The 22,622-nt window shown below is 72.2% G+C and carries 18 protein-coding genes; 7 read left to right on the forward strand and 11 right to left on the reverse strand.

Features of this window, described 5'->3' with window-relative positions; all coding sequences use genetic code 11:
* The first annotated feature begins 164 nt into the window (after positions 1-164).
* Positions 165-992, forward strand: coding sequence for an endolytic transglycosylase MltG (gene mltG, locus IH09_RS30715; RefSeq protein ID WP_052860800.1), 828 nt, complete (start codon positions 165-167; stop codon positions 990-992).
* Positions 993-1,088: 96 nt separating this feature from the next.
* Here mltG and IH09_RS30720 read toward each other — a convergent pair whose 3' ends face one another.
* From IH09_RS30720 to IH09_RS30735, 4 genes are all read right to left on the reverse strand, one after another.
* Positions 1,089-1,865, reverse strand: coding sequence for an ABC transporter permease subunit (locus tag IH09_RS30720; RefSeq protein WP_052860801.1), 777 nt, complete (start codon positions 1,863-1,865; stop codon positions 1,089-1,091).
* 22 nt (positions 1,866-1,887) lie between these two features.
* Positions 1,888-2,799: an ABC transporter ATP-binding protein gene (locus IH09_RS30725; RefSeq protein WP_052860802.1), complete on the reverse strand. Its 912-nt coding sequence runs from the start codon at positions 2,797-2,799 to the stop codon at positions 1,888-1,890.
* Between the two features lie 76 nt (positions 2,800-2,875).
* Positions 2,876-3,784, reverse strand: a complete 909-nt coding sequence (locus IH09_RS30730) for an ABC transporter permease subunit (protein ID WP_052860803.1) — start codon at positions 3,782-3,784, stop codon at positions 2,876-2,878.
* Entirely contained in the window at positions 3,774-4,814 is a 1,041-nt protein-coding gene (locus tag IH09_RS30735; protein WP_094793650.1) for an ABC transporter ATP-binding protein, read from the reverse strand. Before IH09_RS30735 ends, IH09_RS30730 begins: the two co-directional genes overlap by 11 nt.
* Positions 4,815-5,035: 221 nt before the next feature.
* Here IH09_RS30735 and IH09_RS30740 point away from each other — a divergent pair, with 221 nt between their 5' ends.
* The 4 genes from IH09_RS30740 (at position 5,036) to IH09_RS30755 (ending at position 10,166) form a co-directional block, all read left to right on the forward strand.
* The gene (locus IH09_RS30740; RefSeq protein ID WP_052860805.1) at positions 5,036-5,902 is read left to right on the forward strand and encodes a M24 family metallopeptidase; all 867 of its coding nucleotides are present in this window, start codon (positions 5,036-5,038) and stop codon (positions 5,900-5,902) included.
* A 200-nt stretch (positions 5,903-6,102) separates the two neighbouring features.
* Positions 6,103-7,833 (forward strand): SDR family oxidoreductase, encoded by a 1,731-nt coding sequence (locus IH09_RS30745; protein WP_052860806.1) that lies wholly within the window; start codon positions 6,103-6,105, stop codon positions 7,831-7,833.
* 117 nt (positions 7,834-7,950) lie between these two features.
* Positions 7,951-8,868, forward strand: coding sequence for a metal-dependent hydrolase (locus IH09_RS30750; protein WP_052860807.1), 918 nt, complete (start codon positions 7,951-7,953; stop codon positions 8,866-8,868).
* A gap of 29 nt (positions 8,869-8,897) precedes the next feature.
* Positions 8,898-10,166 (forward strand): MerR family transcriptional regulator, encoded by a 1,269-nt coding sequence (locus IH09_RS30755; protein WP_094793649.1) that lies wholly within the window; start codon positions 8,898-8,900, stop codon positions 10,164-10,166.
* Positions 10,167-10,369: 203 nt separating this feature from the next.
* Here IH09_RS30755 and IH09_RS30760 read toward each other — a convergent pair whose 3' ends face one another.
* Positions 10,370-11,674 (reverse strand): carotenoid oxygenase family protein, encoded by a 1,305-nt coding sequence (locus tag IH09_RS30760; protein WP_052860808.1) that lies wholly within the window; start codon positions 11,672-11,674, stop codon positions 10,370-10,372.
* A 221-nt stretch (positions 11,675-11,895) separates the two neighbouring features.
* Entirely contained in the window at positions 11,896-12,486 is a 591-nt protein-coding gene (locus tag IH09_RS30765; RefSeq protein WP_052860840.1) for a hypothetical protein, read from the reverse strand.
* 97 nt (positions 12,487-12,583) lie between these two features.
* Here IH09_RS30765 and IH09_RS30770 point away from each other — a divergent pair, with 97 nt between their 5' ends.
* A complete protein-coding gene (locus IH09_RS30770) occupies positions 12,584-13,153 on the forward strand; it encodes a PadR family transcriptional regulator (protein WP_052860809.1) in 570 nt (189 codons plus the stop codon).
* 72 nt (positions 13,154-13,225) lie between these two features.
* Here the strand turns inward: IH09_RS30770 and pspAB are convergent, their stop codons facing one another.
* The 3 genes from pspAB to IH09_RS30785 form a co-directional block, all read right to left on the reverse strand.
* The gene (pspAB, locus tag IH09_RS30775) at positions 13,226-13,789 is read right to left on the reverse strand and encodes a PspA-associated protein PspAB (protein ID WP_052860813.1); all 564 of its coding nucleotides are present in this window, start codon (positions 13,787-13,789) and stop codon (positions 13,226-13,228) included.
* Between the two features lie 129 nt (positions 13,790-13,918).
* The gene (htpX, locus tag IH09_RS30780) at positions 13,919-14,818 is read right to left on the reverse strand and encodes a zinc metalloprotease HtpX (RefSeq protein ID WP_052860815.1); all 900 of its coding nucleotides are present in this window, start codon (positions 14,816-14,818) and stop codon (positions 13,919-13,921) included.
* Positions 14,819-15,027: 209 nt separating this feature from the next.
* Positions 15,028-15,960, reverse strand: a complete 933-nt coding sequence (locus tag IH09_RS30785; RefSeq protein WP_172450981.1) for an LLM class flavin-dependent oxidoreductase — start codon at positions 15,958-15,960, stop codon at positions 15,028-15,030.
* Between the two features lie 131 nt (positions 15,961-16,091).
* On the opposite strand from IH09_RS30785, the gene IH09_RS30790 reads away from it, so the two are divergent.
* A complete protein-coding gene (locus IH09_RS30790; RefSeq protein ID WP_052860819.1) occupies positions 16,092-17,057 on the forward strand; it encodes an HAD family hydrolase in 966 nt (321 codons plus the stop codon).
* A 36-nt stretch (positions 17,058-17,093) separates the two neighbouring features.
* Here the strand turns inward: IH09_RS30790 and IH09_RS30795 are convergent, their stop codons facing one another.
* The gene (locus IH09_RS30795) at positions 17,094-18,773 is read right to left on the reverse strand and encodes a sensor histidine kinase (RefSeq protein WP_052860841.1); all 1,680 of its coding nucleotides are present in this window, start codon (positions 18,771-18,773) and stop codon (positions 17,094-17,096) included.
* Between the two features lie 139 nt (positions 18,774-18,912).
* Positions 18,913-22,617: a thiol reductant ABC exporter subunit CydD gene (gene cydD, locus IH09_RS30800; protein WP_052860820.1), complete on the reverse strand. Its 3,705-nt coding sequence runs from the start codon at positions 22,615-22,617 to the stop codon at positions 18,913-18,915.
* Between the last annotated feature and the right edge of the window lie 5 nt (positions 22,618-22,622).

Genomic DNA, 22,622 nt, shown 5'->3' on the forward strand with positions numbered 1-22,622 from the left:
GTGCGGTGCGTACGGGGGTGCGGGGGCAGGGGGGTGCGGGCCCGGAGGTGCGGGGCGTACGGATGTGGCGGTGGGGGCGGAGGAGGTGCCGGGGCCGGGGCGCCGTCGGCGGTGTCCCGGGCGAGGTCACCCCGTGGCCGCGGTGACTGGCCTACCGTGCCCTCATGAGCGATGTCCGCCGCACCGTTCGCCGGCCGAGGCCGCGGCTCACCCGCACCGGCCGGCTCATCCTCGTCATCTGCCTGTGCGTCCTGGTCATCCTCGCCGTAGTGATCGTGCCGCGGCTCTTCCGCGGCGGGCCGGAGCGCGCGGCGAAGCTCACCATCCCGGAGGGCCGGCGCGCCACCCAGGTCTACGCCGCCGCCGACAAGGCCCTGCGCCTCGCGGACGGCACCACCGCGAAGGCCGCCCGGACCACGCCGCTCAGCCTGCCGGACGAGGCGAAGGGCAACCCGGAGGGGTACCTCTTCCCCGCGACGTATCCGATCGACCGGGACACCACCCCGGCATCCCTGCTCACCACCATGGTCGAGACGGCCAACCTCCGGCTCGCCGACTACGGCATCGCCTCCTACCGGACCGTCGTGATCGCCAGCATCGTGCAGGCCGAGGCGGACCGGCCGGGGGACATGGGCAAGGTCGCCCGGGTCATCGACAACCGGCTGGCCAAGGGCATGCCGCTGCAAATGGACTCGACGCTCAACTACGCGCTGGACCGCAGCACTCTGCACACCAGCCACGCCGACACCAAGATCGACAGCCCGTACAACACCTACGAGCACCGGGGCCTGCCACCCACCCCGATCGACAACCCCGGGGCGGACGCGCTGAACGCGGCCGCCGCACCGCCCCCGGGCGACTGGCTGTACTTCGTCACCGTCAAACCGGGCGACACCCGCTTCACCGCCGACTACCAGGAGCATCTGAAGAACGTCCGGGAGTTCAACGCCGGGCAGCAGAGCCCGACCGCGCGGCGAAGCCCCGTCACATAGCGGAGCCCGTCACGTAGCGGAGCCCGAGGGCGCGGCGGCGGGGCCGGGGCGGCGGTGGGGCCGGGGCGGCGGCCGTCACCGCCCGGCCCCCTCCCGCTACTCCTCGCCTGCCAGGGTCAGCGACTTCAGACGGTGTCCGGCGTACCAGGTCGCGACGACCGTGACGGCCACCAACAGCCCTATCGCCAGGGGAAGTTGGACGCTGGAGGAGAGCGCGCCCTCCGCGCCGACCCGCTGCCCGACCGCGAGCGCCCACTGCTGGATGCTGAGGGTGCGCGCCCCGGGGACCAGGCTCCCGACGAAGGATTCCCAGACCAGGGCGTAGACCAGGCCGAAGACGACGGCGTGCCGGGAGATGGTGCCGAAGAAGAGGAAGAGCGCGCTGTAGGCGAGGGAGGCGACGGCCGCCGCGACGGCGTACGCCACCGCGATCTGCTGGCTGTTGCCGTTCAGGACGAACCCGGCTATCAGAACCGGGACTGCCGAGAAGACCACCGTCACGCCGATCGCGACGAGCAGCTTGGTGAAGATGATCGTCTGTCGCGATACGGGCTTGGACAGCAGATAGACCACCGAGCCGTCGTCTATCTCCGGGCCTATCGCGCCCGTACCGGCGATGACGCCGATCAGCGGCACCATCGTGGCCAGTGCGAAGCCGCCCAGGATGCCACTGGCGGTGGCGTCGTCGGCGCCGGACAGGGCCCGGACGGCGGCGGCGATGATCACCAGGAGGGCGGGCAGCGCGAAGAGGATCAGGGCGCGGCGCCGGCCGAGCAGGGCGCGGTAGGTGAGCCGGGCGACCGTCGGGTGGAAGAACGTGGCTCTCGGCGGGGTCGTGGCCGCCGGCCGGGCAGTCGGAGTGGTCGTGGACATGCGTCAGGGCTCCTTTCCGGCCTCAGGCCGCTACGAGGTAGGAGAAGACGGATTCCAGCGACTCGTCGGAGGGCGAGACCGTCAGCAGGCGGATGCCGTGGTCGCGGGCGATCCGCGGCAGGAGTGCGGTGAAGCGGCCGAAGTCGACGGCCTGGACGCGCAGCGCGCCCTCGGCGAGGTCCACCTCGATACCGGCCGTCGAGGGGTCGGCGATCAGCGCCCCGGCCAGCGCCCGGTCGTTGTCGGACCGGACGAGGTAGCGGTGCGGGCGGTCGGTCATCAGCCGGCGGATCTTGCGGAAGTCGCCGGACGCGGCGTGCCGGCCGGCCACCACCACCTCGATGTGCGAGGCCAGTTGCTCGACCTCTTCGAGGATGTGCGAGGAGAACAGGACCGTGCGGCCCTGGTCGCCCATCCGCCGCAGCAGCTCCATCAGCTGCATCCGCTGGCGCGGGTCCATGCCGTTGAACGGCTCGTCGAGCAGCAGCACCGACGGGTCGTGGACCAGCGCGGAGGCCATCTTCACGCGCTGCCGCATGCCCTTGCTGTACGTCGAGATCTTGCGGTCCTGGGCGTACTCCATCTCGACGGTGGCCAGCGCCCTGGCCGCCTCGGTCCGGCCGAGTCCGTGCAACTCGGCGTTGGCGAGGACGAATTCGCGGCCGGTGAGGAAGTCGTACATCGCCTCGCGCTCCGGGACGATGCCGATGTGGCGGTAGATGCTCTCGTTGCGCCAGATCGTGGCGCCGTCGAGGGTGACGGTGCCGTTGGAGGGGGCGAGGAAGCCGCCCATCATGTTGATGAGGGTGGACTTGCCGGCGCCGTTGGGGCCGAGCAGGCCGGTGACACCGGGGGCGATGGTCATCGTGATGTCGTTGACGGCGACGACATTGCCGAACCAGCGCGAAACGTGGTCGATGGTCAGTGTGGTCATGGGCGCGGCCCATTCCTTCGGAGAGTGGTGGCGGGCCGGGGGCACCGCGCGGCGGAAGCCGGGATCGGGCGGGCGGTCACAGCCCGGCCTTCCGGTAGCGGAGCGACAGCAGGGCATAGCAGCCGGCGATGACGCCCAGCGTGACGAGGAGGTAGACGAATCCGGCGGCGGTCGACGGCGCCAGGCCGTTGGGGAAGGAGCTGGTGCCGCCGAGGAACGCCGACTGCACGCCGTCGATGAGCGTGACGGGGGAGAACAGGCCGAGCCAGCCGACGGCCGCCTCCTTGCCCTGGACGAAGGCGATGCCCTGGATGGCGCTCACGGCGCCGTAGGGGACGGTCAGTACGGCGATCACGGCGGCGACGCCGAAGCCGCGGCGCGGGGTGAGTGCCGAGACCACCAGGCCGATCCCGCCGAACAGCAGCGAGAGCAGCGCCACGCAGACGAGCCCCTGGGCCAGGCCCTTGGTCTGGTCGAGGAAGTCCAGCTTCGCCAGCAGCGCCCCGGCGTAGAGGATCAGCAGGGGCACCGAGGTGAGGATGAACAGGGCGCCCGCCATCGCCGCGAACTTAGCCGCGACGTAGTCGCTCCGCTCGATGGGGCGGGAGAAGTACAGCGGCACGGTCTTGAAGCGCAGATCGCGGGAGACGGACTGCGGTGCCTGGGCGGCGAGGTAGAGGGCGATGACGGCCTGGAGGTAGATCGCGAACCGGGTGTACTCGACCGGGAGGCTCTTGGCGTGGGTGAACATCGTCACCGCGACCAGGATGCCGGCGGTCAGGGACATCACCCCGAAGAGCAGCATCGGCAGCACCTTGGACTTCGCCGAGCGGCCGAGTCCGTAGGAGCCGCGCACGCTCTGCGAGAAGAGCGACCGGCGGGCGTAGGCACGGCCCAGGCGGGGGCCGTCGTAGTGGCGGTAGCCGATGTTGTGAATGACGTTCGGCGCCGCGGCGGGTGCGGAGGTCGTGGTCTCAGGCGGCATCGTGGGCGCCTCCGTCCTGGGTGGCGTGGGGGGCGCCCGGGGCGCCCGCGGTGGCGGGGACGGTCGCGGGGGTGCCGGCCGCCGCGTCCGCCGTGCTGAACACCTCGGCTATCCGGTGCCGGCGCTGCTCCATCCGGATCAGGCCGAGACCGAGGCCGGCGACGGTGTCCCGCACCAGGTCGTAGGTCTCCTCGCCGGGGGCCTCGACGTAGAGGAGGTGGCCGGAGGAGACGACGCTCGCCGCGCCGGCGGCGTCGGTGCTCACCGCGGCGCCGGCCGAGACCAGCGCCGCGCGCAGCGCCTCGGTGCCGTCCGGGTGCGTGTCGGTGTCGGTGACCTCGACCGCCAGCGAGGTGGTGACCTGCGTGAACTCGTCCGTGGCGGAGGAGCGGAGCAGCTTGCCGCCGTCGATGACGACGACATGGTCGCAGGTGCGCTCCAGCTCGCCGAGGAGGTGGGAGGTCACCAGGACGGAGATCCCGAAGTCGGTGTGGACTCGCCGGATCAGGCCGAGCATCTCGTCCCGGCCGACCGGGTCCAGGCCGTTGGTCGGCTCGTCCAGGAACACCAACTGCGGGTCGTGGACGAGCGCTTGGGCCAGCTTCACGCGCTGCTTCATGCCCGTCGAGTAGCCGCCGATGGGGCGGTAGCGCTCCTCGTACAGGCCGACGTGGCGCAGCGTATCCGCGGTGCGCTCGCGGGCGGCGGTCGGCGGCAGACCGGACATCCGGGCCATGTGCACGACGAACTCGGTGGCGGAGACGTCCGGCGGCAGGCAGTCGTGCTCGGGCATGTAGCCGACCCGCTCACGGATGGTGCTGCCGTCCTTGGTCACGTCCAGCCCGAGGACGTGCGCGGTCCCCTCGGTGGCCGGGGCCAGCCCGAGAAGGATCTTGATCAAAGTGGACTTGCCGGCGCCGTTGGCACCCACCAGGCCGGTAACGCCGGGGGCGATGTCAACGGAGAGCCGGTCCAGAGCGGTCACCCGCGGGTACCGCTTGCTCAGGCTTTCGGTCACGATCACAGTCACGGCAACGACGGTATCGGCGCCTCGCGCACCGGTCGTCAACCCAGGCGGTTGGATGCCTCTACCTCTCCGGGAGTAGAAGCCCGTAGGGGACCCCCTCCTCCCGGCGCACCGGGACTCGGGGTCGCACCCCTCTTGACGCAGCCGTCAGTCATTGTCACATTCATCAGTGTCAAGTTACGGGCACGTACCGCGATGGACCGCTTACGGACGGACGGTTGACGATGGCCTCAGTCACCCCAGCGACCCCAGCAGGAACCGGAGACCTCGCCGCCGGGCTACGGGGGTTCAAGGAGGTCCAGCGGCTCGCCTACGCCTGCGCGGAGGCGGTGGCCGGGCAGCTCCGGCCCGGGATCACCGAGCGCGCGGCGGCCCGGATGCAGCGCGAGTGGCTGCGCGAGCGCGGGGTGCGGGACTGGTTCCATCTCCCGTTCGCCTGGTTCGGCGACCGCACCGCCTTCGTCAACTTCCGTGTCCCGTTGCAGTTCTTCCCCACCAACCGCGCGCTGGAGCCGGGGATGCCCTTCATCCTCGACATGGCGCCGGTCCACAAGGGGTACACGGCCGATATCGGTTACTCCGGCTGCCTCGGGCTCAACCCCGTGCACGACCGGCTGCTCGCCGATCTCGAAGCGCATCGTGAGCTGATCCTGCGCGAGGTCCGCGAACGGCACTCGCTGCGGGAGATCTACGAAAACGTCGAGCGCCTCATGGTGCGTCAGGGGTATGCCAACCGCCACCGCGCCTACCCCTTCGGCGTCATCGCGCACAAGGTCGACCGGGTCAGGGAGCGCCGCTGGTCCCCCACCCTCTTCGGCTTCGGCACCCAGTCGCTCAAGGGCCTGGCCTCCGACGCCCTGCACGGCCACCGCGACGGCTGGTCCCCGCTGTGGAGCCCGTACACCTTCTCCGACCACCCGCCGCAGCCGGGGCTGTGGGCGGTCGAACCGCACCTCGGGTTCCGGGGCACGGGCGCGAAGTTCGAGGAGATCCTGGTGGTCACGGACTCCAAGGACCCGCAGGAAAGCGCCTTTTGGCTGGACGACGATCTGCCGCATGTGCGGCGCTGGCAGGAGGAGAAGGCCGCGTGAACACGGGACGTGGACAGGGACCTCGGCGGGGACGCGGAGGGGGACGCCTGCGGGCAACCGGACGGGGCAAGGGCCGGGGGCCGGGGCCGTCCCCGGGTGCCGGGCCGGGTGCGCGGTCGGTCCCGGGGACAGGTCCAGGGACAGAGAGCGAGACGGAGGGGGGAAGCGGGCCGGGGCTCGCGGGTGCGCGTGAACGCCGGGTGCGGACCGGCGGGGTCGAGCTGTGCGTCGCCGAACTGGGCGACCCGGCGCTGCCGACGGTGATGCTGGTGCACGGCTATCCGGACAGCAAGGAAGTGTGGTCCGAGGTCGCCCGCGGACTGGCCGCCCGGTTCCATGTGGTGCTCTACGACGTCCGGGGCTGCGGCCTGTCCACCGCCCCACGGCCGCTGCGCGGCGGGTTCACCCTGGAGAAGCTGACGGACGACTTCCTGGCCGTCGCGGACGCCGTCAGTCCGGACCGCCCGGTCCACCTCGTGGGCCACGACTGGGGCTCGGTGCAGTCCTGGGAGTTCGCCACCGTCCGGCGCACGGAGGGCCGGATCGCCTCCTTCACCTCCATGTCGGGACCGTCCCTGGACCATTTCGGCCACTGGATCAAGAAGCGGATGACGCGCCCCACTCCCCGGCGCACCGCCCAGCTCCTCGGCCAGGGCGCCAAGTCCTGGTACGTCTACCTGCTGCACACCCCCGTGCTCCCCGAACTGGCGTGGCGGGGCCCGCTCGGCAGAAGCTGGCCGGGAATCCTGCGGCGGATCGAAAAAGTGCCCGACGGCGGCTATCCGACCGCGTCGCTGCCGGGCGACGCCGCCCACGGCGCCTGGCTCTACCGCGACAACATCCGCGCCCGGCTGCGCCGCCCGCGCGCCGACGCCTATGCGCACTGCCCGGTCCAGCTCATCACCCCGACCGGCGACGCCTTCCTCTCCCAGCGGCTCTACGACGACCTGGAGCAGTGGGCGCCCCAGCTGGTGCGCCGCACCCTCCCGGCCAAGCACTGGGTACCGCGCACCCGTCCGGATCAGCTGGTCTCCTGGATCACCGAGTTCGTCAACGCCAAGGAGGAGGGCGACCCGGCGAAGGAGGTCATGGCCGCCGGCCCCCATGCCGACCGTTTCGGCGGGCAGCTGGTGCTGGTGACCGGCGCGGCCAGCGGCATCGGCCGGGCGACCGCGTTCGCCTTCGCGGAGGCCGGTGCCCGGATCATCGCGGTCGACCGGGATGCCGAGGGGGCGGCGCGGACCGCCGATATGGCGCGGCTGATCGGCGCGCCACAGGCATGGGGCGAGGCCGTCGACGTCGCGGACGAGGCGGCGATGGAGAAGCTCGCCGACAAGGTCGACGCCGCCTACGGCACGGTCGACGTACTGGTGAACAACGCCGGTATCGGCCTGTCCGGGTCGTTCCTGCAGACCAGCTCCGAGGACTGGCGGAAGGTCCTGGACGTCAATCTCTGGGGCGTCATCCACGGCTGCCGGATCTTCGGCAGGCGGATGGCGGAGCGCGGGCAGGGCGGCCATATCGTCAACACCGCCTCGGCCGCCGCCTTCCAGCCGTCCAGGGTGCTGCCCGCGTACAGCACGTCCAAGGCGGCCGTGCTGATGCTCAGCGAGTGTCTGCGCGCCGAGCTGGCGGGCCAGGGCATCGGCGTCTCGGCCATCTGTCCGGGGCTGGTCAACACCAACATCACCGCCACCTCACGCTTCACCGGTGTCCCGGCGGACGAGGAGAAGCGCCGCCAGGCCAAGGCCGCCCGGATGTACGGCATGCGCAACTACCCGCCGGAGAAGGTCGCCGACGCCGTCCTGCGCGCGGTGGTCCGCAACCAGGCGGTGGTCCCCGTCACCCCCGAGGCCCGCGGCGCCCGCCTGATGTCCCGCTTCGCCCCGCGTGCCCTGCGCGCCCTCGCGCGCATCGAACCGCCGCTGTAGACCGCCCGCAGACCCTACGCACGGCGCTCCCCGGGCCGGCGAAACGGCCGGCCGGGGAGCGCACCCGGCTGACTCCCGTCACCGCCTCCGGAGAACTGCGCACGTCAGGAGCCGCGCATGAGTACGCCACCCCCTCAGGAGCACCGCCCGATCGCACCTCGCCGCGTCTCGTTCGACTGGCGTGAGACGCCGCTGCACTGGATACCGGACGAGCCCACCGCCACCCACGTCATCAACGTGCTGCATCTGCTGCTGCCGGCGGGTGAGCGGTGGTTCGTCAAGGTCTTCAAGGAGGCCCTGCCCCTGGTCCGGGACGAGGAACTCCTCAAGGACGTCAAGGGCTTCATGGGCCAGGAGGCCACCCACAGCGTCCAGCACGCCTACGTACTGGGCCACTTGGCGCACCAGGGCCTGGACACCGGTCCCTACACCCGGCATGTCGACTTCCTCTTCGAGTACCTCCTCGGCGAGCGGCCACCGCTCGGCGTCCCGGTCCCGGAGCGGGAGTGGCTGCGCTTCCGGCTCTCCCTCATCGCCGCCATCGAGCAGTTCACCGCGGTGCTCGGCGACTGGGTGCTGGACGCCGAGGCCCTGGACAGCGCCGGCCCCGACCCGGTCATGCTCGACCTGCTGCGCTGGCACGGCGCGGAGGAGGTCGAGCACCGCGCGGTCGCCTTCGACATGTATGAGCACACCGGAGGCGCGGAGCTCTCCCGCTACCTCCGCCGCATCCTGGGCATGTCCGTGACGGCCCCTGTCCTCTGGTATCTCTGGGGCCGGGGCGCCGCCTATCTCCTCCGGCACGACCCGCAGCTCGCCACCCGCTCCCGCTATTCGCTGCGCGAGCACAACCGCGCCGTCCGCAAGGGGCTGCTGCCCACCTGGCGCGCGCTGGGGGCGGCGATACCGCGGTACCTGCGGCGGTCGTACCATCCCTCGCAGGAAGGGTCGCTGCACACGGCCGTCGCCTACCTGGCGTCCTCCCCGGCCGCACGGACCGCGGCGGGCGCGGTGGGCCGCGCGGCCCTCTCGTAGCGCGCGGCCATCTCTTGAGGAGCACCACAGTGACCGAGCAGCCGCCGGCGGCCGAATACCGCATCGAGGACCTGGCCCACCACAGCGGCACCACGGTCCGCACGATCCGCGGCTACCAGGACCGCGGACTGCTCCCCCGCCCGGAGCGACGCGGCCGGGCCAATGTGTACGGAGCCGCTCATCTGGCCCGGCTGGGCCAGATCGCCGGGCTGCTCGACCGCGGCTACACCCTCGCCAGCATCAAGGAACTGCTGGAGGCGTGGGACGCCGGGCGTGATCTCGGCGGCGTCCTCGGGCTGGTCGCCGAGATCGACGGACCGTGGACCGACGAGGAGGCGTCCCGGATCAGCCGCGCCGACCTGGACGCCGCCTTCGGCGGCATCTCCGACGACGCGGCGGTGGCCGAGGCCGTCGAGCTGGGCGTCCTGGAGCGTGTCCCGGGCCGGGATCACGAGTTCCGCGTACCCAGCCCGCAGGAGCTCGCCGTCGCCGCCGAACTGCACTCCGCGGGCGTGCCGCTGCCGGCCATCTCCCGGCACCTTCGTGAGGTGCGCGGCCAGGTGGAGCACATCGCCTCCCGCTTCCTGGACTTCACCGCCGAGCATGTCTTTCACTCCTTCCTGGACCATCCGCCCAGCGAAGCCGATGCCGTGGAAGCCGCCGAGCTGGTGCGTCGGCTGCGCCCGCTCGCCCAGCAGACCGTGGACGCCGAACTGGCCCGTGCCATGCGCACCCTGGCCACCCGGTTCCTCCGCCATCACCTGACCGAAGCCCTCCCGGCCGGTGTGCGGGTGACCACCGCGTCCGGCGAGACGGCGGAGGAGCGCAGGACAGACGGCGGGGAGGGCGGGATGGGGCCGGGGAGCGCGGAGGGGCCGACCGCGGCGGAGCCGGTGGGTGCGGCGGCGGAGCCCGCGGGTGCAGCGGCGGCCGCCACCACAGCAGTGACCGCCGTCCCCGTTCCCGCCCAGGGGCATCCCCCCGAGCCCGAGCCCGTCGCGGCCCCCCGTCCCGCGACTGGTTCGGAGCCGGTGCCGCTCCCCGCCGAAACCGTGCTGGCCGTGCGGACCCTGGTGGGCCCGGAGAACACGGCCGCCTTCATCGCCTCCGCCGCACACCGCGAGGTCCAGGCCCGCACGATGGACGCCCTTGTCGTCCCGGCGATCCGCGTCGCTCCGGCCGACAGCTACACCCCGGCCGATGGCGTCACCCCGGCCGGCGGTGCCACCCCGGCCCGCGGTAGCGCTTCGCACGACCCCGAAGCGCGGCACGGCGCGCGCCCCTCCCCCCGTCGCTGACCCGGCGCCCTGCCAGGGCGCCGGGCTCCGGGCGCGGGGCACGGCAGCACCGCCCGCCGCCCGCGCACGCAGCCGCCCGCGGGCCTGCCCCCTCACACAGCGGCCTCGCACCGCGCCTTGCACTCTCTTCAGTTGTCAAGGATCAGGTTGCACACTGCTCACTCGGCGCGTCCGGCCTTCACTCGGGAATGCCCGGTCTGACGTCAACTGACCGGGTCCGGGATCCAGTTGCCGTGGAAGCCATAGGGCACGCGCTGTGGAAGCGGGACCGTGGCCACGGGGTCGGCGGATATGTCCTCCGCGTCCAGTACGACGAGATCGCTGGTGCCGGTGGTCGCGTCGTAGACGTAGGTGATCAGCCAGCCGGGTCCACCCGGGCGGTCGTCCGCCGGTGCGAAGGCCGCCTCCCCCGGGATGCGCCCAGGGCCGAAGTCGTGCCGGGCGACCGCGCCGGTGTGCAGGTCGTAGCGGAGCAGGGCGCCGGGATTCCGGTCCGCACCGAGAGACAGGCCGGAGGCGGCGTAGCCGAAGCGGGCCTCCTGGCCGGCCAGCCGGTCGTCCACCCGGGGGAACTCGGTGAAGTGGTCGTCGAGTTGTTCCTCGGTCACCGTGCCGGAGGCGAGATCGAGCGTCCAGCGCCAGAGGAAGGCGGGCACGTTGTCGCCGTATTCGGCGTAGCGGGAGACGTAGAGGACGATCCGCTGGTCGCCGTCGTCATGGGCGTTGAGGGCGTGGAAGACATAGCAGGGGTCGATGGGCAGCCAGCGGACCTCGCCGTACGGATCGTCGCGGCGCAGCACGCCGAGCCGGGCACCGTACTCCGGCTCCCAGCCGTACGGCATACCGGGGCGGTTCCGGTTGAAGACGACCGGGAGGTCCATGAAGACGACATGGCGGGCGGTCAGATGGAAGTCGTGCATCATCGTGTGCCCGGGGACGTCGATGGGGCGGCTGATCACCAACTCCCCTGCCGCGTCGGCCCGGTGATAGGTGAGATAGGGCGGGGTGACGCCGCCGTACCCGAAGAAGTGCAGTTCACCGGTGGTCGGGCAGGTCTTCGGGTGGGCGGTCATGGCCGTGGTGAGCCGGCCCCCGAAGTCGTGGACGCCGAGGGTCTCCAGCTCATGACCGGGGCGGCAGTCGATCTCGTACGGAAACGACGACTCGACCAGTGCCAGGGTGCGGCCGGCGTGCCGGACGACGTGGGTGTTGGCGGCACCTGCCGTCAGATCGCGCTGCCCGTCCTCACCCCGGACGCGCACGCCGTCGGTGAAGGTGGAGGTGCGGACCCAGCGGTTGCGATAGGAGACGGCCCGGCCGCCCTCCAGGCGCACGCCGTGGACCATACCGTCGCCGAAGAACCAGTGAGGCGAGTCGGCGTCCTTCGGGTTGGGGCCGTTGCGCAGATACCAGCCGCTGAGCTCGGGCGGGATCGCGCCGGTGACCGGGAGGTCGTAGGCGGTCAGCTCGTCCGTCACCGGGGCGAAATTGCCCGCCAGGTGCGGCATCGGGCCGCCCCTGTCCCCGGACGTCCGACCGGCCGATACGGGTGCGGCCGGCGCGGCAGCAGCGGAACCGGACGCGGTCGATGCGGCCGCCGTGGGCTCAAGCACGGTGGATCCGGGCGCGGTGGACGCGTGTGTGGTGGATCCGGGTGTGGTGGATCCGGGTGTGGTGGGTTCAAGCGTGCCGGATTCGCCGGTGGTTGATCCGGGTGTGGATGCCGCGGTCATGAGATGAGGGCTCCTTGGCTCTCGGGCCGCACACCGGACTCTCGGAAAAAGCGGGCACGGGCCCGCTCCGGATAGGCGGCGGTGAATCGGATGGGAAGGATGAAGCCGGCGGCCTGGACGAGGACCGAGAAGATCAGGCTCAGGTCTTGGGCGGAGACGATCGCCTGGGCGATCGCGGTGAGTGTGAAGGACAGCGCCCAGACCGCCGTGAGCACGGTGTTGATCCGCCGGAACAACGGGGTCTCCCAGACCTCCGGCGGCGCCATCCGGCGCGCGATGGCCATCGTGAAGGGGCGCCGGACGGCGACCGACAGCCAGGCGATGAGCGCCAGCCAGCCCACCGAGAGCGCGCTGCCATACGCCTGGAGGCCGCTGTCGGGACGGGCGAAGGCCAACGCCGTGAGGGCCGCGAAGAACACGATCGTGCCGTACTCCAGCACGCGCGTTTCCAGCGAGAGGCCCGCGGCGCGGTCCGCGGCGAGCAGCACCACGGCGAGCACCAGACCGGCGAGCGCGCCCCACTGCCAGCCGATCGATGACACCCCCGCATAGACCAGCCATGGGATGAAGCTCCGCAGGTAGTTCATGATCCCCTCGCCCCCCAGCAACCACATTCCAACTTCGACATGTCGAACATAGAGAGTGCTGCTTTGATATGTCAAGAGTGGAAGGTAAAGTTGGGTCATGAGCCTGAAACACGCCGTGCTGGGCCTGCTGGCGGAAGCCCCCGCGAGCGGCTACGACCTGATGAAGCTGTTCGACGCCTCGCTCGCGAACGTCTGGCCCGCCACCCAGAGCCAGGTCTACGGCGAGCTGGGCAAGATCACGACCGCGGGACTGGCCGAGGTCGCCGCCCACGGCCCCCGCGGCCGCAAGGAGTACGCGATCACCGACGACGGCCTCACCGAGCTGCGCCACTGGCTCACCGAGGTCGAGCCCAGCAGCCGCACGCGCGACGACGCCCTGCTGCGGGTCTTCTTCCTCGGCGTCCTCACCCCGCTCGAAGCGCGTACCTATCTGTTGCAGCTGGAAGAGGCCGCGGGCCGCGACCGCGCCGAGTACGCGCACATCGAGAAGTCCGCCGAGTGGGACGACGAGATGATCTCGGTCTATGGGCGGATCGCACTGGAGTACGGCCTGCGGATGTCCGCGATGGAACAGGAGTGGGCCCGGTGGGCCGCCGAAGAAATCAACGGCGCGCGGGCCAGAAAGGCGAGCGATCTCGCCGAGGAGCACCGGCCGCAGGCGAAGTGAGGCAGGAGTTCAGGTGCCGCCGGGCCCATCCGGCGGCCTCCGGGACGGTGGCGCGGTGCGCGCGCTGCCGGATCAGAGTCCCGGCGCGCCCCATACCGGGAACCACCGGTTGAGTTCCTTCTCGACCGTCAGGTCGTCGCCGAGCATCGCCCGCACCTGGAGTTCGAGCGGGCTGTCACGCTTCTCGCCGCCGTCCACCCGCGGTGCGAAGGGGTAGAAGGTGCCGCGCTTGTAGAGGTAGACCAGCGCCAGCGGCCGCTCCTGCGCATCGCGGAAACCGATCAGCGAGCACAGCAACTGCGGGCCGAAACCCGCTTCCTCCAAGGACGTGTTGACCGCGTGCAGGTCGTTGACCAGGCCCGCCGTGTCCTCCGGCGCATGGCGGGCGAGCAGCCAGGTATAGCCGTACTCGTCCTGACTGAACTCCACCGGGCCGCCCAGCAGGGCCCGTACATCCGACTGGATCCGTGAGAACGCCCCGCCCTCGACGCTCGCGAAGCACACCGAGCCCAGTCCGGTGGGCTCGAATCCGGCCGCGGCCTGCAAGGTGATGGCGGCCGAGGGCAGTGCGAAGAGCTGGTCGAGATCGGGCCGGACCGGCTTGCTGCGGCCGAGGATGGCGTCCAGAAATCCCATGCGCGACGTACTCCTTGATCGCTTGACCACTTGCTTTGATCAGTTGTTTTGATCAGTTGTTTTGATCTGTCGCTTCGGTCGTTGCCTTGAATCGGTTGCTTTGGCTCTCCGGGACAGCGGCACCGGCCGTCACGGCCGTCCCAGCTGCGCCGAGATCCGGCCCAGCTGGTCCAGCCGCTGTTCCAGTGTCGGGTGCGAGGACAGCAGCTGGTTGAAGGTCTCCTTGTTGAACGCCGGGGCGAAGAAGAAGGCGTTGAACGGCTGGGACTTGCGCAGATCGTCGGTCGGGATCCGCGCGATCTGCCCGGTGACCTTCGTCAGCGCGGAGGCCAGCGCCGACGGGCGGCCGGTGAGTATCGCGGCGGCGCGGTCGGCGGACAGCTCCCGGTAGCGCGACAGCAGCCGCGTCAGCAGGAAGCTGATGGCGTAGACGACCGCGCTGACGGCGGTGACGACCAGTACGGCGACGGCGGCGTTCTGGTCCCGGTTGTTGCGCCCGACCCCGCTCCACAGCGCGGCCCTGGTGATGATCCCGGCCAGTACGCCGAGGAAGGACGCGATGGTCATCACCGCGACATCGCGGTGCGCGACATGCGAGAGCTCATGGGCCAGCACGCCCTCCAGTTCCTCCGGCTCCAGCCGCCGCAGCAGGCCCGTCGTGGCGCACACCATCGAGTTCTTCTGATTGCGGCCGGTGGCGAACGCGTTCGGCACGTCCGATTCGGCGATCGCGACCCGCGGCTTGGGCATATCGGCCAGCGCGCACAGCCGGTCGACGGCGCCGTGCAGTTCGGGTGCCTGCTCCGGAGTGACCTCGCGCGCGCCCATGCTGAACGCCGCGATCCGGTCACTGAACCAGAACTGCGCGATGAACAGAGCCCCCGCGATGACCAGTACCACCGCCCAGGCGCCCTTGAGCAGCACCACCAGCGCGCCGACGACCACGACGTACAGCAGTCCGATGAAGAACATCGTCACGACCATGCGCGAGGTCAGTCCGCGGTCGGGGGCGAATCGGGTCTGTGCCATGGCTCCTCCACAACGCGCGCGCTTCACTTCGCGCAGTGCGCCGGACCCGCGGGTGGTGCGTTCGTTTCGGCACCACGCCGGGTCCTGCACACTGCGCCGCTGTCTTGATTCTCCCTCTTGCGCGCTACATACGGGGTAAAGCCCAGGCCAGCGATCTGCCCGGCCGGGGCACGGGCCCGCTCTGCCGGTCCCGTGCCCGTATCCGCCGGCTACCTGGTGACGTCCGTCCGTACGTCCATCGGCGCCGTCTCCTGGCCGGCCAGTTGCGCCAGCCCCTCCGTCGCGATCCGTTCGAAGACCGCGGCGTCGGCGGCGAAGACCGAATCGGCGATCGGCCAGTGGATGACGATCTCGTCGACGCCCAGTTCGGCATGCGCCCCCGCGAAGTCCACGAAGGCGTCCAGGGAGTCCAGCGGCCGGTCCGGCGTGAAGCCGGTCAGCACGATCTTGCGCAGCTCCCCGCAGTCCCGGCCGACGTCGGCGCACGCCTTCTCCAGCCGCTCGATCTGCCCGCGGACCACCTCCCGCGACGCGACCGGGGTGCCCGTCGCATCCTTGAGATCGCCCGTCGTCACCCATGCCTGGCCGTGGCGGGCCGCCAGCCTCAGCCCGCGCGGCCCGGTGGCCGCCACCGCGAACGGCAGCCGGGGCCGCTGCACGCAGCCGGGGATGTTACGGACCTCGTGCGCGGTGTAGCGCTCGCCCTGGTGGGAGACGACGTCCTGGGTCAGCAGCTTGTCCAGCAGCGGCAGGAACTCGCCGAAGTGGTCGGCCCGCTCCCGCGGCGACCACGGCTCCCGGCCGAGCGCGGTGGCGTCGAAGCCGCTGCCCCCGGCGCCGATGCCCAGGGTGACGCGGCCGTCACTGATGTCGTCGAGCGAGATCAGTTCCTTGGCGAGAGTCACCGGGTGCCGGAAGTTCGGCGAGGTGACCAGGGTGCCCAGCCGCATCCGGGAGGTCGCGGTGGCGGCCGCCGTCAGCGTCGGGATCGCGCCGAACCACGCCTGGTCGCGAAAGCTTCGCCAGGAGAGGTGGTCGTAGGTGTACGCGGTGTGGAAGCCCAGTTCCTCGGCGCGCTGCCACACCTCCTTGCCACCCTCGGACCAGCGGCGGACGGGAAGTATCACGGTGCTCAGTCGCATGCCCCCGAGCCTACGGCGGCCCGCACGAACCGAAGGTCCCGGCCGCGCGCCGAGGTGGGCGGCCGGCCTCGCCTCCCCGCCCGGCTCATCCGCGCGACCCACCGCACCCCTGTGCGCGGCGGTACGCGAAGATGGTCACCGTGACCGATGCCCCCGCCACGCCGTCCCCGGCGCCCGAGCCGGCCGTAGCGCCCCGGCTGATCGCCACCGACCTCGACGGCACCTTGCTGCACGACGACAAAACGGTCTCCGACCGGACGATCGCCGCACTCGCCGCCGCGGAGCGGGCCGGTATCGAGGTCTTCTTCGTCACCGGCCGCCCGGCCCGCTGGATGGACGTGGTCAGCGACCATGTACACGGCCACGGCCTGGCGATCTGCGCGAACGGCGCGGCCGTCGTCGATCTGCACCGCGGCCGCCGGATCGTCGAGGTCAGCCCCCTGGACCGCACGGTCGCGCTGGACGTGGTGGACGTGCTGCGCGGCGTCGCGCCCGGCACCACGTTCGCGGTGGAGCGCACCGGCGGCAGCCACTACGAGCCGCAGTACCCGCCCCTCCACCGCGACCCGGCCGCGGTCGTCGCCCCGGTGGAGAAGCTCCTCGCCGAGGACTTCGGACCGGGCCCCGGCACGGATACGGGCATGGCCGCCGACACCGTCACCGTGGCCCCCCTGGGCACGCCCGCCACCTTCGACACCACCGGCCCCGGCCAGCCCGTGCTCAAGCTGCTCGCGCACCACGCCGAGCTGGACCCGGACGCCTTCCTCGCGCTGGCCCGTACGGCGGCGGGCGCCCTCGCGTCCATCACCCGGTCCAGCCCGACCGCCCTCCTGGAGATCAGCGGCCTCGGCGTCAGCAAGGCGGACACCCTCGCCCGCTGCTGCGCGGAGCGCGGGATCACGCCCCAGGAGGTCGTCGCCTTCGGGGACATGCCCAACGACATGGAGATGCTCACCTGGGCCGGCACCTCGTACGCCATGGCCAACGCCCACCCGGACGTCCTGGCCGTCACCACGGGCCGCACGGACTCCAACAACGACGACGGCGTCGCGGCCGTGATCGAGCGGATACTTCAGTCGGGCCCGGCGGGCGGCTGACGCCGTCCCGGCAGGCTCCGCCGCCGGGGCCCGCCCTCACAGCGGCGCCTCCCACGTCACCATCGTGCCCGTACCGTCCTCGCCCAGCCCCGGCCCGTAGGTGCTCGACCCGCCCAGCGACTCCGCGCGCTTGCTGAGGTTCTTCAGGCCGCTGCGCCGGCCGCCCTCGGGGATGCCGACGCCGTCGTCCGCGACGGTCAGCCGTACGCCGTCGGTGCCGTCCGGCAAGGTGATGGTCGCGTCGACGACGACCTCGATCCGGGAGGCTCGAGCGTGCCGGAAGGCGTTCGACAGCGCCTCGCGCAGCGCGGCGATCAGGTTCTTGCCGGTCAGCTCGCCGACCCGGGAGTCCACCGCGCCGATGAAGTTCGCGGACGGCTGGAAGCCGAGCGGTACGGCGGCGGTGCCGATCTCGCGCAGCACCCGGGTGCGCAGCCCGGACGGTGCCTCGGCCGGCCCCTGCTGGAGCGCGAAGATCGCGGTGCGGATCTCCTGGATGGTGACGTCCAGTTCGTCCACGGCCTTGCCGACGCCCCGGATCACCTCCGGCGCCTCGGACCTGCGGTGCGCGCTCTCCAGCATCATTCCGGTCGCGAACAGCCGCTGGATGACGAGGTCGTGCAGGTCACGGGCGATCCGGTCGCGGTCCTCGAAGACGGCCAGCCGCTCGCGGTCGCGCTGTGCGTCGGCCAGCACCAGCGCCAGCGCGGCCTGCGCCGCGAACTGCGTGGCCAGGGTGCGTTCAGCCTGGGTGAACGGGCGGGCGCCCCGGGACCGCGGCGTCGCGAGGGTGCCGAGCACCCGGCCACCGCTCTTGAGCGGCAGCATCATGCTGGGCCCGAAGCGCTCCGACACATGGGTGACCATCCGCGGATCGGTGGCCGAATCATCCACGAACACCGGTTCCCCGGCGAGGAGTTGTGCCGCCACCGGGCTGTCGGGCGGTATCTGGGTCCCCATGATCCCGGCGGGCTCGTCGGCGGACACCGCGACGATCTCCATGCCACCGCGATCGTCGGGCAGCAGCACGATGCCGGCCGCCGAGTCCGCCAGCTTCCTGGCCTGTTCCGCGACGACCGCGAGCGCGTCGTCCACATCGCTGCCCGCGAGCAGTTCGGTGGTCACCGCCACCGAGCCGTCGATCCACCGCTCGCGCTGCCGGGTCGCCGCGTACAGCCGGGCGTTGCCGATCGCGATACCGGCCTCGGTGGCGAGCACCCGCACCATGTGCAGGTCCTCCTCGCTGAACTCCGCGCCGCCGCGCTTCTCCGTCAGATAGAGATTGCCGAAGATCTCGCCCTGGACCCGGATCGGCACCCCCAGGAACGTCCGCATCGGCGGATGGCCCGGCGGGAATCCGGCCGAGCGGGGGTCCTTGGTGAGGTCGGCGAGGCGCAGCGCCTTCGGGTCGTGGATGAGCGCGCCGAGCAGGCCCTTGTGGCCGTCGGGCAGCGCGCCGATCCGCTCGTGCTCCTGCGCGGTCACGCCGTACGTGACGAAGTCCGACAACCCCTCACGGGCGTCGTCGATGATGCCTATCGCCGCGTAGCGGGCATCGGCCAGCTCGGCCGCGGTCTCCACGATCCGGTCGAGGGTGATGTGCAGGTCCAGCCCCGCGCCCACGGTGCGCATCGCCTCCAGCAGCTGGGGCACCCGCGCGGTCAGCTCGGAGGACAGTCCTTGCAGACTGCGGGTGGCCTCGGTGGCGGCGTCCATGGGATCGGGCACCGGACCGGCCCGCCCGGTGTCCATGGGATCTGAGGGTCCTGCCGTGACTGCCATGCCATGAGCCTAATAAGGGCGCTTTTCCGACGAAAGTCCAGATATACGGAGAAGCCCGCGCGCGGCCCGCCGGCTACCCGCGGAACGCCGGGGTACGGCCCGGTGCGCGGCGCGGTGCGGAGATCGCCACCGGCAGGTCCCCGTACGCCGCGTCCACCGCCCGCTCGCGCTCCAGCATCCGCCGGAACGGGCCGTCGGTCGCGGCCAGCTCCGCGTATCCGCCGTGCTGTACGGCCCGGCCGCGGTCCAGCACCAGCACCTCGTCCACCGCGTCGAGACCGGTGAGCCGGTGGGTGATCAGCACCGTCGTACGGCCCTCGGTCGCGGCCAGCAGATCGGCGGTCAGCGCATCGGCGGTGGCCAGGTCGAGGTGCTCGGCGGGCTCGTCCAGGACGAGGACCGGGAAGTCCGCGAGCAGCGCACGGGCCAGTGCCAGGCGCTGGCGCTGACCGCCGGACAGCCGGGCGCCGTGCTCGCCGACCATGGTGTCCAGCCCGTCGGGCAGCCCGCGCACCCAGTCCGCCAGCCGCGCCCGGCCGAGCGCGTCCCACAGGTCCCGGTCGGCGGCGTCCGGCGCGGCCTCGTCATCGGGGCGGCTCCGGCGGGCCAGCCTGAGGTTCTCCCGCAGCGAGCTGTCGAAGAGGTGCGCGTCCTGTGCGCACAGCCCCACCAGCCGCCGGACGTCGTCACCGTCCACCGCCGCGGCATCCGTCCCGCCCAGCGTGTACGTCCCCGCCTCCCGGTCCAGGAAGCGCAGCAGCACCTGTGCGAGCGTGGTCTTGCCGGAGCCGGAGGGGCCGACGACGGCGAGCCGCCGCCCGGCCGTGAGGGTGAATCCGACGCCGTCCAGCGCCGGCTCGTGCTGTCCCGGGTGGCGCGCGGTGAGGCCCTGTACGGCCAGCGGGAACGGCGTGTCCGGAGCGGCGGCGGGCGTGGCCGGTTCGCGCACCGGCGCCGGAGCGTCCAGCACCTCGAAGACCCGCTCGGCGGCGCGCCGGGTGCGCTGGCGGTACTGCACGGCGAGCGGCAGCCCCGTCACCGCCTCGAACGCGGCGAGCGGGGTGAGCACGACGACGGCCAGCGCCACCCCGTTCAGCCGCCCCTCGTGCACCGCCTGGACACCGGCCACCGCCGCCGCGGCGACGGTCAGCCCGCACACCAGCGCCGAGAGTCCGGCGCCCACCCCGGCCGCGGCCGCCGAGCGGGAAGCCAGGCGGGTCAGGTCCCGGTCCGCGTGCCGTGCCGCGTCCGTACGGGCCCCGATGGCGCCGGCGACCGTCAGCTCGGCCGTGCCGGTGAGCAGGTCGACGACGCGGGTGGCGAGCACCCCGCGGGCCGGGGCCAGCTGACGCTCGGCCCGCCGGGCCAGGGCGCCCGAGAGCACCGGCACGCCCGCGCCCGCGAGCAGCAGTCCGACGGCGAGGATCGCGCCCGCCTCCGGCAGCAGCCAGCCGGTGAAGCCGACGGCGGCGGCGCCGACCAGCACCGCGGCGCCAGCCGGCAGCAGCCAGCGCAGGAAGTAGTCCTGTACCGCGTCGACATCCGCGACCAGCCGCGAGAGGAGATCGCCGCGGCGGCGCTCCTTGAGCCCGGCCGGCGCGAGCCGCTCCAGCCGCCGGAAGACGGCCACGCGTACATCGGCGAGCATCCGGAACACCGCGTCGTGCGCGACGAGCCGCTCGGCGTAGCGGAAGGCGGCCCGCCCGATGCCGAACGCGCGGGTGGCGGTGACCGCCACCATCAAATAGAGCACCGGCGGATGCTGCGCCGCGCGCGAGATCAGCCAGCCGGACGTCGCCATCAGGCCCACCGCGCTGCCCAGCGCGAGGCTGCCGAGCAGCAGCGCCAGCGCGAATCGCGCCCGCCGGGCACGCGCGATCCGCCGCAGCCGGGTCAGCGCCGAACCACGGACGGGAGTGGCGTACGGGTCCGGGCCGGGGTTCGAGTCCTGCTGTCGGGGCCCGTCGGCCGAAGTGGTCGCGGCGATGTCATCGGCCGCGGCGTCCCGGCCCGTGCCTTCCGGCCCTCCGTCGGAGGCACCGGCCACCTCCGCGGTCCGGTCGGCCGGGTCGGCCGGAGCGGGCAGCCGCACCGTGCGGTCGGCCACCGCCAGCAGCGCCGGCCGGTGCACGATCAGCAGGACGGTACGGCCGACCGCGAGCCGCCGGACGGCCGCCACGATCGCCTCCTCGCTCTCGCCGTCCAGGTTCGCGGTCGGCTCGTCCAGCAGCAGGATCGGCCGGTCGGCGAGGAAGGCACGGGCGAGCGCGATGCGCTGCCGCTGGCCCGCGGAGAGACCGGCACCGGATTCACCGAGCCGGGTGGCCAGGCCGTCGGGGAGCGCGTCGACGAAGTCCAGCGCCCCGGCGTCGTCCAGAGCGGTGCGCACCGCCGCGTCCTCGGCGTCCGGGCGTGCCAGCCGTACGTTCTCGGCGATGGTGCCTGCGAAGAGGTGCGGATGCTGCGGCACCCAGGCGATCCGCTGCCGCCAGCTCTCGGGCGAAAGGGCGGCGATGTCCTGGCCGTCGACGAGGACGCGGCCCTCGGACGGTTCGGTGAAGCCGAGCACCACGCTGAGCAAGGTGGATTTGCCGGCGCCGGAGGGGCCGACCAGCGCGACGGTCTCACCGGGCCGGACCTCGAACGACGTCGCGGGGAGCGAGTCGGCGGTCCGTCCCGGGTGGCGGACGACGAGCCCCTCGACCGCCAGTGCCGTGCCCGCGGGCGCGGGCGCGGTACCGGCCGTCCGCAGCGGGGTCTCCAGCACCGCGAAGATCTCCTCCGCGGCCGAGAGCCCTTCGGCGGCGGCGTGGTACTGCGCACCCACCTGTCGAAGCGGCAGATACGCCTCGGGCGCCAGCACCAGCACCATCAGCCCGGTGTAGAGATCGAGATCGCCGTTCACCAGGCGCATACCGATGCCGACCGCGACCAGGGCGACGGAGATGGTGGCGAGAAGTTCGAGCGCGAAGGAGGAGAGAAAGGCGATCCGCAGCGTGCGCAGGGTCGCCCGGCGGTACTCGCTGGTGATCGCGCGGATGGAAGCCGCCTGGGCCTTGGCCCGCCCGAAGACCTTGAGGGTGGGCAGCCCCTCGACGACGTCCAGGAAATGCCCGGACAGCCGCGAGAGCAGCCGCCACTGGCGGTCCATCCGCGACTGGGTGGCCCAGCCGATGAGGATCATGAAGAGCGGGATCAGCGGGAGGGTGATGACGATCGTCAGGGCCGAGATCCAGTCGCCGGTGACGATCCGGGCCAGCACCGCGACGGGGACCACGACCGCCAGCCCCAGCTGCGGCAGATAGCGGGAGAAGTAGTCGTCCAGAGCGTCGATACCGCGCGTGGCGAGGGTGGTGAGTTCGCCGGTGCGCATCTCCAGCGTGCCCGCGTCGGCCGCAGACGGGCCGCCGTCCGGGCCGGTGGCCTTCGGGTCGCTGTCCGGCCGGCGGATCGCCGCGCCCGGACCGAGCAGCGCCGCCCGCTCGACCAGCCGCATCCGAAGCTCGGACTTGACCGCCGCACTGGCGCGGTGCGCGGCCAGTTCGGTGAGCCAGGAGACCAGCCCGCGGCCGACGGAGACCGCGGCGAGCAGCATCACCGGTGTGGTCAGGCCGCCGAGATCGAGGTCGTGCTGGAAGGCGCCGACCACGATCTCGGCGATGAGCATGGCCTGGCCGACGACCAGGCCCGCCCCGGCAAGCCCGAGCACCACCACCGCGATGAGGAAGACGCGGGTGGCGCGGGCGTATCGGAGCAGGCGCGGGTCGACCGGTTTCACGTGAA

Origin of the sequence: Streptomyces celluloflavus (assembly GCA_000720995.1) — a bacterium.
GTDB classification, from domain to species: Bacteria; Actinomycetota; Actinomycetes; order Streptomycetales; family Streptomycetaceae; genus Streptomyces; species Streptomyces celluloflavus.

What these genes read in the sequence shown, in the direction of transcription:
- htpX (WP_052860815.1), bottom strand. Translation starts at nt 14,818, where the DNA reads ATGGCACAGACCCGATTCGCCCCCGACCGCGGACTGACCTCGCGCATG.
- IH09_RS30785 (WP_172450981.1), bottom strand. Translation starts at nt 15,960, where the DNA reads ATGCGACTGAGCACCGTGATACTTCCCGTCCGCCGCTGGTCCGAGGGT.
- IH09_RS30770 (WP_052860809.1), top strand. Translation starts at nt 12,584, where the DNA reads ATGAGCCTGAAACACGCCGTGCTGGGCCTGCTGGCGGAAGCCCCCGCG.
- IH09_RS30730 (WP_052860803.1), bottom strand. Translation starts at nt 3,784, where the DNA reads ATGCCGCCTGAGACCACGACCTCCGCACCCGCCGCGGCGCCGAACGTC.
- IH09_RS30765 (WP_052860840.1), bottom strand. Translation starts at nt 12,486, where the DNA reads ATGAACTACCTGCGGAGCTTCATCCCATGGCTGGTCTATGCGGGGGTG.
- IH09_RS30725 (WP_052860802.1), bottom strand. Translation starts at nt 2,799, where the DNA reads ATGACCACACTGACCATCGACCACGTTTCGCGCTGGTTCGGCAATGTC.
- mltG (WP_052860800.1), top strand. Translation starts at nt 165, where the DNA reads ATGAGCGATGTCCGCCGCACCGTTCGCCGGCCGAGGCCGCGGCTCACC.
- IH09_RS30795 (WP_052860841.1), bottom strand. Translation starts at nt 18,773, where the DNA reads ATGGACGCCGCCACCGAGGCCACCCGCAGTCTGCAAGGACTGTCCTCC.
- IH09_RS30750 (WP_052860807.1), top strand. Translation starts at nt 7,951, where the DNA reads ATGAGTACGCCACCCCCTCAGGAGCACCGCCCGATCGCACCTCGCCGC.
- IH09_RS30790 (WP_052860819.1), top strand. Translation starts at nt 16,092, where the DNA reads ATGGTCACCGTGACCGATGCCCCCGCCACGCCGTCCCCGGCGCCCGAG.
- IH09_RS30740 (WP_052860805.1), top strand. Translation starts at nt 5,036, where the DNA reads ATGGCCTCAGTCACCCCAGCGACCCCAGCAGGAACCGGAGACCTCGCC.
- IH09_RS30760 (WP_052860808.1), bottom strand. Translation starts at nt 11,674, where the DNA reads ATGCCGCACCTGGCGGGCAATTTCGCCCCGGTGACGGACGAGCTGACC.
- pspAB (WP_052860813.1), bottom strand. Translation starts at nt 13,789, where the DNA reads ATGGGATTTCTGGACGCCATCCTCGGCCGCAGCAAGCCGGTCCGGCCC.
- IH09_RS30720 (WP_052860801.1), bottom strand. Translation starts at nt 1,865, where the DNA reads ATGTCCACGACCACTCCGACTGCCCGGCCGGCGGCCACGACCCCGCCG.